This window comes from Bacillus sp. AFS023182 (genome assembly GCF_002560575.1).
Taxonomy (GTDB): Bacteria; Bacillota; Bacilli; order Bacillales; family Bacillaceae_G; genus Bacillus_A; species Bacillus_A arachidis.
Genome location: NZ_NTRO01000070.1, coordinates 1 through 10,625 on the forward strand (window position 1 = coordinate 1; position 10,625 = coordinate 10,625).

Below are 10,625 nucleotides of genomic sequence, written 5' to 3' on the forward strand. Positions count from 1 at the left end.
CTTCAATTGAAGATCCTTTTATTTTAAATGAAAGATATTTATTTTAAAATTATTGAGTGTAAATTTTTGCAGATGCATAGCATGGTGCTAAGCTGTCGCATTGTAAGTATATACGGTATTTTCCATTTTTAAGGTTTGTATAAGGTGGATTACGAGGGTCAACACGACTTCCTTCACTCCACAAAGTTTTGGAAAAAAGGACTCCTCCTGTAGTGTCATTCTTAACCCACATTTTTACATCTGCACTACGATAATTGATAGCTTGAAAATTTAATTTTTGATACGGAGAGGTAATATAAATTGGGGCTGAACTTACAGTTCCGTAACCATCTAATACGGTAGAAGATGAAGCAGCATCTGCTTTAGATTGTGGAAAAAATACAAAAAACATTGAAAAACATAAAACAAATATTAACAGCCATTTCTTTATAATCCCTTGAGATAATGTCATTTAACCATCCCCTTTATAAGTATTATTTTTAAATACCAACTAGTTGGTATTAATTAATGTATTATATGCTGAGGAATGTGTTAGGATTAATTAAATATTCAGTTTCTTTAAAAAAGGGGGTTGCTATAGTGAATTATCATCAGAAACAATCAGAAGATACAATTAATAAATTAATGCAATCAGGAATTGAATTGTTTTCTAAGCAAGGTTATTCTAGTACAAGCATTGATCAGATTGTAAAATACGCTGGTTATTCTAAAGGTGCTTTCTATGCTCATTTTCCTAACAAAGAAGAATTTTTACTGAAGCTGATAAAAGAAGGTATTGATTTTTATTTTGAAGATTTAAAAGAAGCTCTTAATGAAAAAAATCGAGATTTACTAAATAAATTTAAAAAACATAGCATGCGTTTGGTGAATGAGGCTTATGAAAAGGGGTCTTCTCCCATGCTTCTTCAAGGATGTATGATTTCGAATGAATTACCACAGATAAAAGAGATACTTATTCTTCAGATGGAAGAATGGAGGACGTTTACTACACATTTTATTCAAGAAATGAAAAATGAAGGTATTATCGGAAGTTCATTGGATGCCAGAACCTTAGCAACAGCTGGAATGGCTCTTTTTAATGGGTTTAATTTGCAACATTTTGTTGATAATCGAATTCAAATACAGGACATGCTAAGTGTTTTTGTTGAATTACTCCAAGTCCAAGAACCTAATAAAAAAGATGAATAAGATTATGAATACTCTATACATGTAAAGTTAACATAACGCACAATTATCGGTAGCAACTATTTTGATAGAACTCTTGTATGTATAGGGATTCTTCTTTTTTTGTCTGCTTATTTGGTATACAGGATTTTATACATCGTTGATATAGCGAGGATTCTAGGGATCCTCGCTATTCTTTTTTTGCATAAAATCTTGTATAAATAAAAAAGAATTTGAAACAAGTGATACGTGAATTATTAAGAAAAAGGGTATATCATTGCTATAGCGAATATATTTTTGAGGTGAGACGCTATGAAGACGTTATATAGTCCTGGCGAAGTGGCAGAGCAATTAGGTATCCAATCTAGTACATTACGTAAGTATGCTGATGTACTAGAAAAAGAGGGTTATACTTTCATAAAGAATGAACGTGGGCATAGGAAGTATAGAGAAAGTGATGTAATGGTGTTTCGTAAGGTTATCAACCTAAAGAACGACACAGATATGACATTAGAAAACGCCACAAAACAAATAGTATCATGGCATCAAGGCGTTGAGATATTGCCATTAGAGCGACACGAAATTGAGCGCTATGAAGAACCGGATTTCAACGCTACAACGCTACAGACGATGCTTCAAGATCAAAACGGGGTCATTGAAAAGCAAAATGAATTACTACAAGAATTAAGCAAACGTTTAATTGAACAAGACCAGCGATTTGCACAAAGAGAATCAGAATTATTGAGCGCTATACAAACGATACAAGAATCCCAGGTACTTATAGCGACAAATTCTAGCGAGGATGTGGCGAAGAACCAAGGGCGTGATGAAATGCTTATGCAAACAATAAGAGAAGTCCAGGAAGTTAAGAAGATGATTGCCGCAAGTAAAGATAAGAAATGGTATGAGTTTTGGAAATAATCTTTTACAAAAGTAAAGCTTAGAGTCATATGAGAACTCTAAGCTTTTTTGGATACTACCGATAAGTGGTGTTATGTTAAGTTCATATGTAGAGGATATGCAAAAAAAAAATTAAGTGTAAAAACATATAGGATGCATGCAGTGAATGATAACCAGAACGTACTATTCAGGAACACATGAAATATATATAGTACAGGCTCAATGAAATTACGATTCTATTGCTTTTGGGGGAGGATATATGGTAAAAAAGGTTCTTCTGTTTACAGATTTAGGAATTGATGATGCCTTTGCTGTTCTGTATACCTTTTTTCGTAAAGATATTCAACTTGTAGGGATTGTAGCTGATTATGGAAATGTATCAAGAGAGAATGTTATAAGAAATATTAACTATTTAAAGTATATTGGGGGGAAAGAAGAGATACCTGTATTTCTGGGTGCTTCTGTACCTTTAACGGGCATATTGGTCCAGTATTTTCCTGAAGTGCATGGGAAAGTGGGATTAGGACCTATCATCCCACCTGAGATTTCTTATCCGATTTACCCTATCAATGATATTTATCGGATTATAGATTCTAATTTAGATGATCTCATAATTATCAATTTGGGAAGGCTCTCATCGTTGGCGACGGCATTTGTCCTAAATTTAGAAACAATGCGGAACGTAAATGAATACATTTGTATGGGAGGAGCTTTTTTTTATCCTGGAAACGTGACTGCTGTGGCTGAAGCTAACTTTTATGCAGATCCTTATGCAGCAAACTTAATTCTGCAGCATGCAAAGAATTTGACAATTATTCCGTTAAACGTCACCCAACACGCAATTGTTACACCCGAAATGGTCCAACAAATCGACGCGTTTCATCGTAATACACAGGACCTTGCAGGGCTTATTATTAAGCCCATGTTAGACTACTACTATAATTTCTACTCTAAATCGAATCCTGGTATAGGGGGAAGTCCTATGCATGATTTTGTAACAATGTGGTATTTGTTGAACCCAGATGCAGTTCTTCTTTCAAAAGTACCTATCAAAGTAATTCCTGATCAAGGAGAAGGATTCGGTCAAAGTATTGCAGATTTTCGTTTTGTGACAAATCCGGGTTATAAAACACATAATGTGGCTTTTCAGTTCAATTACGAAAGTTTTAAGAGAGATATCATGGAAACATTTTTAAGGAAGAGACTGTAACATATCCTAAGTAAACTTCAGATAACGGGAATCATGTAAAAAAGCTAGTATGGATATAGCTTTTTCTTTTTTGTTAATAGATGTTCTAATTTCTTTGTTTGTCATGTTTTGAATGTATACTTTTGTTGTTGTTTTTGACGATAACAGGGGGATTGGTTTGGATTTAATGTTTAAGGGAAAATGAAAGTAAACTAATATTCAAAAGTTTACTTTCGAATTTCTTCAAAAAATAATCAATAAAAAGCTTATATAAGCTTTTTATTGATTATTTTTTCTTAAATAGGCCTATAATTCCATCTATAAAAAATAATATTCCTACAATAAGAGAGTACCAATTTATTTTGTCTTGATAATACAAATAGATGTTACCTGAAATTAGTAATATACCTAATATAAGTAATAAAGTATGTCCGAATATTTTCCACTTACTTTCTCCATTACTTAGTTTTTTTTGAAGATGAACATCTTCTTTAATTAATTCATCTAAAGTTATTTGGTAGATTTCACTTAATTTGATTAGGTTTAATATATCTGGGTAACTTTTACCTGTTTCCCACTTTGAAACAGCTTGAGAAGAAATATGAAGCTTATTTGCTATTTGTTCTTGAGAATACCCGTAATCTTTTCTAAGTGTTTTTAATTTATCAGATATTAGCATTTTAATATCTACCTCCATAAATAGTTTTATATATAAATTATAAGATTAATAGTGCCAAATAAACATGTGATTAATAGTAGAAATGTCCCAACTACTAGTTGATATACTGCTTGAGAGATGATAGAAGCTTATTAATGTGGGATTTTTTATTGAACGTAAATAAATATGTAAAAGTTTATTTTCAGTAATAACAAAAAAGTCCCTTAATAATGCTTAAAGGGACTTTGCTCACACAAATGATCTGCAAATCAATTTACTTTTAATATACAGATCATTTGTATGATAATTTCTATAAATAATTGCTAAATAGTAAACTTACATAAATGCTTTTAAAAGTTCTTGAACCATTGGAAGTACTCCACCTACAAATTTTAAAACTGCCATTGCGATTTCCATATTATTTCCTCCTTTTATGTTGTTGCTAAGATGTGATTTATCTTTATGCTTTTATTATAGTAAGCGCTTACATTTATAACAATATATTTTCATATGCAATGTTGCATATGACGATACCTCTTATAGATAAAAATGAATAATGGTATCGAAGTGGAAAATGAGATTTTATGTAAAATTAAAATTGATATTTATATTTATGGAATTAAATGGTACTAAATGGTATAATTTAACTGAACCATTTAGTACATTGTATAAGTACGAATAAGAACAATAATTAAGTACAAAATTGGTACGTAGATAATGTACTAAAAGGTAAGGGGAAGGAGCACGAAAATGGACAAAGAAAAGATGATTCAAGTGAAGTTTACAGTAAATGAAGAACAGTATAAAAGGCTTGAAATACTAGCAAAAATGAGAGATATATCTGTACCACAATTTTGTAAATTGACATCGTTAGGGGTAAGGGTTAAACCTGCTCAACCAATTATAATAACTAATGAATATGTTATTCCAGAACATGATGTTTTATTGTTAAAAGAAGTTGCAGAACGTTATAACAATGAAAGTCAATTCTTTAAATATGATAAAGAGTTTAATGAGCGATTATATCAGTATGCAATAAAAAAAATGAAAAGAGAATAAAAGAAATATCATTTTAAAAATAAGGGGAATTATATAAATGCAAAAAATAAAACCGATAATTCTCCTACTTATTTCTAGTTTTTTACTATCTGGGTGTGGTGATAAACAATTAAGTGGGAAGTGGAGATTAGTAGATAACGATAAAAATTGTCCAATCTCTTATGAGTTTAAAGAAAAAATTGAAGTCAATCCCAAGACAAAAGCAGAGACAAAAATATTAATAGTAGATATGTATACTCAAAAATTATCAGATGAATATAAACATTTAGGTACATACAATTCATTGGGGAATAAGTGGATTATGATTGATTATGGGAACTCTTTTACTCAAAAGCAAAAAATGGTTGAAGATAAAAATCAATTAAAAGTCTATTTTTCAGAGATAGATAAAATATGTACTTATAAAAGATAAGGATAAGTGGTAGTTATAACGGGTATGTCAACGGTACCGGACCGAGCCCGAAAGGGAGCGGGAGGATAAGGAGTTGATATACTTACTATGCGACCCTCTTGTAGATCCAAAACGTCCATCGTTTTGGCCTGCCAACTGGCGAGGGAGCCCCTCAAGGATTGAGGGGTTGGGGAGTTGGATAGAAGGGGGTCTGGGGAAGAGTTCCCCAGTGGGTTTGGGCAAAGCCCAAGGTTTGCATTTGCCATGCTAAGCATGGCTCGGCGTAGCCGAAAAGCGTCGCAGACCCCTATTGATTTTGATGCTTTAGCGTCAAAATACGTATAGGGTTACATTAATTGACTCCATTTCGTCGCTTTGCTAGACTTATGGTATCAATTAATCTAGGGAAAGTGGTGGTACTTTATGTTGTTCTCTATTTCATTTAATCAATCTCACCAAAGTTCATTAAGCCATAATAACAGGGAAAACATTTATGGGAATCCCGGCATCGATCCATCCAGGTTAGACGAGAATATCTATTTTGTTCAAGAGGACATCCGAAGTGTATACAAGGATGTCTTTCAAGAAGCCGTGGACAAGTATAACGAGAAACAAAAACGGAATGACCGTAAGATTAAGGACTATTACGAAAAAATACGTAAAGATGAAAAGACACATGAGCAACGAGAACTCGTTGTAGCGATTGGGGAAGGCAAAGACGACCCAAAGTATAGGGAAGCTAAAAAGGAAGCGCTAAAACAGTACGCTGAGGCGTTTCAAGAGCGAAATCCAAATCTAGCAGTTTATAACATGGTTTTACATGATGATGAAGCAAATCCGCATTTACATATTAATTATGTACCGAATTTCGAAAGTAGTCGAGGATTAACGAGGCGTGTCGGAATGGATAGAGCCTTGCAACAACAAGGCGTAAAAGGAAAAGGGACGGAGTTAATTGCAAACTGGAGAACATTAGAAACGGCTTATATTGAGGAATTAGCAAAAGAGCATATTCCTGATTTTGAGAGAGCAAATGTAGGGTCACACAAGTACATGAAAGTCCGTCAGTACAAAGAATATGCTGAAATGAAATCAACCGTTGAGTATCAAATATATGAAAAAGAAATGCAGTTAGAAGTTTTTGACCATCATATGCAATATGCTGAAGAAAAAGTAAATGAATTACAGATGGTAAAAATACATGTAGCTGATAAATACAAAGAGTTAGAAGAAGTGGAACAACAAGTAAAAAGTGAAAGTGAAAAGTTACAGCTGATTAATCAGCGATATATAGAGTTAGAAAAAAAGGTGAAACAGCAGCAAAAAGAATTGGATAGTGTTGCGAATCAAGTACCAAATGAACCTGTTAAAATTCCATTTTTGCGTAAAGAAGTAATAACAGAAGTACAGGATAAAATGTTTGGGAAAGCTGAAATCACAAAGAAACAGACAAGAAATTATGTGTTATCACCAGAACAATATCAAAAATTAACAAAACAAGTGAATGCAGCGGTTACTATCAAAAAGGATTATGAACGTTTGAAAAAAACAGATTTTGTGAAAGAGAATGAGAGTTTAAAAGTACATGCGGAGGGGTGGATGGAAGAAAATCGAACATTGAAACAAGAAAAAAGTCAGTTGCAAAAAGAAGTTGGTGTATTAAATAGAGAAATAAGTTCGTTAAAAGCCCATATAAAGGACTTACAGGCAAATATAAGGGTTTTATATCAAGAGACGAAAAAGATCTTTAAAGACCGATTTGAGTCGTTTAGAGGGTTTGTGAAAAATAAATTGGATAATAAGGGAATAGATAATCATTTTGAACAGGAACATAAGAGAGAAACCAATAGACATCGTGGATTAGATATGGAAAGGTAAAAAAATAGGGAAACTTTGTTTTCATCTTTAAGGTTATTGAAAACGTGATAGAATGAAAAAAAGAGGCATGCGGCAAACATGACTCTTTTTAAAGGGTATCCTACGAAAATACCTAAAACTCATTTATCTGGTTATAGATTATCATAATTTGATTTATAATCAAATAGCAAAAAATAGGTATTTTTGTTGATTCCCTCAATTAAGGAGGAATTAACTTAGATATGACAAAGAAAAATATTGATCTTGTACAAGCTGAAAAAAAGGCAAAAGTAAGAGATAGTAAGATTGATAGTATTTATGAAAAACTTGAAAATAGTGGTGGACTTTCTAAAGAAGAAAGAGCCATGATGCTACAAGTATTGAGTAAAATGTCTGGTGGAGAAGAATACTTCATTGGTAAAAAGAAAAAACCTACGGATCGGGTGAGATTTGTGCAAATGATTACAGAGAATATTGATTATTTATGTGAAATTGGCTATTTAACTCAACCGGAAAAGGCATTTTTATTTGATATTTCAAGATTTCTAGAATTTAAATCAAATGTTATTGTTGAAAAAAATGAAGATGATGATATAAAACCGAATGCAGCATCTCCTAGTTATTTATCTAAGAAATTAGGGAAAACAAGGACTTCTATTTCAAAATTGATGAATGAATTGCTTGAAAAAGGAGTTTTAGGAGTTGCAGAAACTGGTGTAATAACTGAAGATGGAAGAACTTGTTCAGCAAGGACTTGGTTTGTTAATCCTAATATATTATGTAATTCACCTAAAGACGATATTGATAGAGCGACTCAACAAATTTTTTCAAAAGCTTTACGTAATATCAAAATTGAAGGTAATAGGAGAAAACATAAACTACCAATTTATTTATTTTAAGATGTCAATTTTTATATTGACATCTTTTTTTATATATGATTTTCCATTTTATAGGTGTTAAAAAAAATTAACACAGGTGTTAAAAAAAATTAACACCTCATGTCTTATAAACCCTTGTTATTACTGACTTTCTTCACTTTGCTCTTCTCACTCTTATATATAAGGCTAAAAGTTCCGCAAGGAACAGGTAGTATTTTTTGAGAACCCCACTCAAAAAATCTCCACCTTTTTCGCTTCGCTCCATTCTTGCAAAACTTTTTTCGGCAGGTATAGGCATGTCGCCAAGCCGAACATACCAAAAACGAGAATTTAGGTAGCACGACTTGGACTAGCAATTGTACCCGCCGAACCGCTAGTGCTTTCGTTCAAAGTATTGTTCTTTTACCATATAATTCAACGTTATGTGGGGTTTAGCCCCCACACGACTAGCCAGCATTCACACCCAAAAACAAGGGGAGTTATCGTTTATTTGGGAAAATATGTAATATTTAATTTAGAATACCGTATCATTTAATTGTCGGACTTTTTAAAGGAGTGATATTGTGAACAAGAAAAGAAATGCATTTTTTAAAGTTATCCCATTTTTTGTTTGTTTAATTTTTGTATTACAGACTTCTATAGTAGGTTATGCAGAAAGTGTATCTAATCTTCCATCTAGTTTTAAAAATGAAATAAATAGTTGTGATAAATTACTAAATAATATTTCTTCTAATGATTTTGAAAGAACTGTATCAGTTGAGAATAATACTGAGACTATTAAAATTACAAATACAAACCTTGTTGAAAAATTTGTAAATGAGAGCAACTTTGAAAAACCTTTAGGGCGTACTCCAACTGAAATTACTTTTGTAAGAGTTTTATCTCAAGTTGAGAATAAAACTAATAATTTTCAAGATTTAGCACCAGGCACGTTATATGTCAAAAATAAAAGTTATACAGAAGCTTGTGGAAGTTCTATTTTGAAAAAAGTAAGTGGAAACTCTGGATCTTTGACTTTAAGCTTTTCAGGGAAGGTTGCAGCAACATGGAATGCTAATGTTGGTATTAGTGCAAGTGCTGTTTCAGCTGGTGTTGGGTTTAGTGTTACGGCAGAGTATTCTGTTACTCAAAGTAATACGATAGATACATATGGAAAATATGCTGAAATAAGAGCATATGCTGAATATAATGGATATCGTTTTGAAGTATGGGAAGATGGTTGGTTTAGTGATAGCAAGGTTGGAACTGGTACGGCATTAAGACCAGTAGGTATATGTTTTGTCACATATCGTTAATAAAAAAAGAACTCTTGTTATCAAGAGTTCTTTTTTTTATTCTAATAATACATAAAAGAAAAAGGAGGGATATATTTGAAACATAATAAATTATGTTTCATGGTTTTGATATTTTTATCATTGGTCGGAATAATTTTAATTTTAAAAAGTATAGATTTAGCCGAATTATGTATTCATTCATGGGTACAAAAAATGGGTGGAGATACAGATATAGTAACTTATAATATGATTTTAAATAATTATGTGAGTAACATTCAATTATTAGGTGGAATTATATTTGGAATCAGTTTTTTCTTTTTAATCTATTCATTGTTTTTTGTAAAAAAAACAAGTGTAGAAAAATAATTAAAACGATATATACGTTTTAACAAGTCTCTTAGCTTATCTGAGAGGCTTGTTTGTTTTGGGTATTTTTGTATATGTAGGAAAATATAAAAAGGTTACAATAAAAAGTGTAAACGATAATTTGTTACAAGATGTAACAAATATGTATCATAAGCTATGTTAGATTTGCTTTTTAAAAAGCCTTATTTATCAAGATTTTTAGCCTGTCTCTTTCTATATCTCCTAGTAGGGCTTTTCTCCATACAATGGTCAGGTAGTATTTTTTAAGAAACCCACTCAAAAAATCTCCACCTTTCCTTCATTGCATTCTGAAATTCGGCTGGTTTTGAGCTTTCGCCAAGCCGAACAGACCAAAAACAAGGAGAACTTAAAAATTCCCCTTTATAACAGTATTTTTTGATAATATACTGTATTATTTTATTTAGATTTACAGTAAGAGTATGGAAAAAGTTAAAAATATTAGGAGGTTTATTTATGAAAAGAAAATTAGTATTATCTATTGTTTTTTCAGGTGCTTTAGTATCATCAATCGGATTTGTAAAAGATTTTCAAGGTACAAAGGTATTTGCACAGACTGATGGAGATCAATACAAACATGTTACTAAAGAAGAACAAGATCAAAGAGAAGATGCAATAGCAGAAGAGAAAGATGTTATCACTGTTATAACATCAGAAGAACAAGACATGGTGGAAAATGGGTCAGTTCAAGAAGGATTTGTTCCACAAGCAAATGGGACAGGTTTCTATTTTGAAAAATCCCCCCAAAATTAAGTTCATTATGGGGTCTCGCCAGCATTTTGGAAAAAAACACGCTAAGCAAAAAATAAAATAAGCTGTCCATATGGATAGCTCATTTACATAATTCCCGTGGATCTTCAATTGAAGATCC

Annotated in this window: 12 protein-coding genes; 10 read left to right on the forward strand and 2 right to left on the reverse strand. The window is 32.0% G+C overall.

The window, feature by feature from the left end; translation table 11 throughout:
• Positions 1-49 precede the first annotated feature (49 nt).
• Positions 50-451: a hypothetical protein gene (locus CN288_RS23485; protein WP_098303221.1), complete on the reverse strand. Its 402-nt coding sequence runs from the start codon at positions 449-451 to the stop codon at positions 50-52.
• Between the two features lie 128 nt (positions 452-579).
• Between CN288_RS23485 and CN288_RS23490 the strand changes: the two genes are divergently transcribed.
• The 3 genes from CN288_RS23490 to CN288_RS23500 all read left to right on the forward strand — a co-directional run bounded on the left by CN288_RS23490 (position 580) and on the right by CN288_RS23500 (position 3,274).
• A complete protein-coding gene (locus CN288_RS23490; RefSeq protein WP_098303222.1) occupies positions 580-1,188 on the forward strand; it encodes a TetR/AcrR family transcriptional regulator in 609 nt (202 codons plus the stop codon).
• 288 nt (positions 1,189-1,476) lie between these two features.
• Positions 1,477-2,085: a DUF3967 domain-containing protein gene (locus tag CN288_RS23495; RefSeq protein WP_098303223.1), complete on the forward strand. Its 609-nt coding sequence runs from the start codon at positions 1,477-1,479 to the stop codon at positions 2,083-2,085.
• A gap of 238 nt (positions 2,086-2,323) precedes the next feature.
• A complete protein-coding gene (locus tag CN288_RS23500) occupies positions 2,324-3,274 on the forward strand; it encodes a nucleoside hydrolase (protein WP_098303224.1) in 951 nt (316 codons plus the stop codon).
• 265 nt (positions 3,275-3,539) lie between these two features.
• On the opposite strand, the gene CN288_RS23505 is transcribed toward CN288_RS23500, so the two are convergent.
• On the reverse strand, positions 3,540-3,932 hold the full coding sequence (locus CN288_RS23505; protein WP_176527726.1) for a helix-turn-helix domain-containing protein: 393 nt from the start codon (positions 3,930-3,932) through the stop codon (positions 3,540-3,542).
• A gap of 729 nt (positions 3,933-4,661) precedes the next feature.
• Here CN288_RS23505 and CN288_RS23515 point away from each other — a divergent pair.
• The 7 genes from CN288_RS23515 to CN288_RS23555 all read left to right on the forward strand — a co-directional run bounded on the left by CN288_RS23515 (position 4,662) and on the right by CN288_RS23555 (position 10,507).
• The gene (locus CN288_RS23515; protein ID WP_098303226.1) at positions 4,662-4,970 is read left to right on the forward strand and encodes a hypothetical protein; all 309 of its coding nucleotides are present in this window, start codon (positions 4,662-4,664) and stop codon (positions 4,968-4,970) included.
• 37 nt (positions 4,971-5,007) lie between these two features.
• Positions 5,008-5,382 (forward strand): hypothetical protein, encoded by a 375-nt coding sequence (locus CN288_RS29030; protein WP_176527727.1) that lies wholly within the window; start codon positions 5,008-5,010, stop codon positions 5,380-5,382.
• Between the two features lie 402 nt (positions 5,383-5,784).
• Positions 5,785-7,239, forward strand: coding sequence for a plasmid recombination protein (locus tag CN288_RS23530; RefSeq protein WP_098303227.1), 1,455 nt, complete (start codon positions 5,785-5,787; stop codon positions 7,237-7,239).
• A 221-nt stretch (positions 7,240-7,460) separates the two neighbouring features.
• The gene (locus CN288_RS23535; protein ID WP_098303228.1) at positions 7,461-8,117 is read left to right on the forward strand and encodes a MarR family transcriptional regulator; all 657 of its coding nucleotides are present in this window, start codon (positions 7,461-7,463) and stop codon (positions 8,115-8,117) included.
• A 542-nt stretch (positions 8,118-8,659) separates the two neighbouring features.
• On the forward strand, positions 8,660-9,391 hold the full coding sequence (locus tag CN288_RS29035; RefSeq protein WP_176527725.1) for a hypothetical protein: 732 nt from the start codon (positions 8,660-8,662) through the stop codon (positions 9,389-9,391).
• A 75-nt stretch (positions 9,392-9,466) separates the two neighbouring features.
• Positions 9,467-9,736, forward strand: coding sequence for a hypothetical protein (locus CN288_RS23550; protein ID WP_141528003.1), 270 nt, complete (start codon positions 9,467-9,469; stop codon positions 9,734-9,736).
• 474 nt (positions 9,737-10,210) lie between these two features.
• A complete protein-coding gene (locus tag CN288_RS23555; RefSeq protein ID WP_098303230.1) occupies positions 10,211-10,507 on the forward strand; it encodes a hypothetical protein in 297 nt (98 codons plus the stop codon).
• Positions 10,508-10,625 lie beyond the last annotated feature (118 nt).

Bases quoted from the DNA above. Each gene is read 5' to 3' on its own strand.
- CN288_RS23485 (WP_098303221.1), bottom strand. From the start codon at position 451: ATGACATTATCTCAAGGGATTATAAAGAAATGGCTGTTAATATTTGTT.
- CN288_RS23495 (WP_098303223.1), top strand. From the start codon at position 1,477: ATGAAGACGTTATATAGTCCTGGCGAAGTGGCAGAGCAATTAGGTATC.
- CN288_RS23500 (WP_098303224.1), top strand. From the start codon at position 2,324: ATGGTAAAAAAGGTTCTTCTGTTTACAGATTTAGGAATTGATGATGCC.
- CN288_RS23505 (WP_176527726.1), bottom strand. From the start codon at position 3,932: ATGCTAATATCTGATAAATTAAAAACACTTAGAAAAGATTACGGGTAT.
- CN288_RS23515 (WP_098303226.1), top strand. From the start codon at position 4,662: ATGGACAAAGAAAAGATGATTCAAGTGAAGTTTACAGTAAATGAAGAA.
- CN288_RS29030 (WP_176527727.1), top strand. From the start codon at position 5,008: ATGCAAAAAATAAAACCGATAATTCTCCTACTTATTTCTAGTTTTTTA.
- CN288_RS23530 (WP_098303227.1), top strand. From the start codon at position 5,785: ATGTTGTTCTCTATTTCATTTAATCAATCTCACCAAAGTTCATTAAGC.
- CN288_RS23535 (WP_098303228.1), top strand. From the start codon at position 7,461: ATGACAAAGAAAAATATTGATCTTGTACAAGCTGAAAAAAAGGCAAAA.
- CN288_RS23555 (WP_098303230.1), top strand. From the start codon at position 10,211: ATGAAAAGAAAATTAGTATTATCTATTGTTTTTTCAGGTGCTTTAGTA.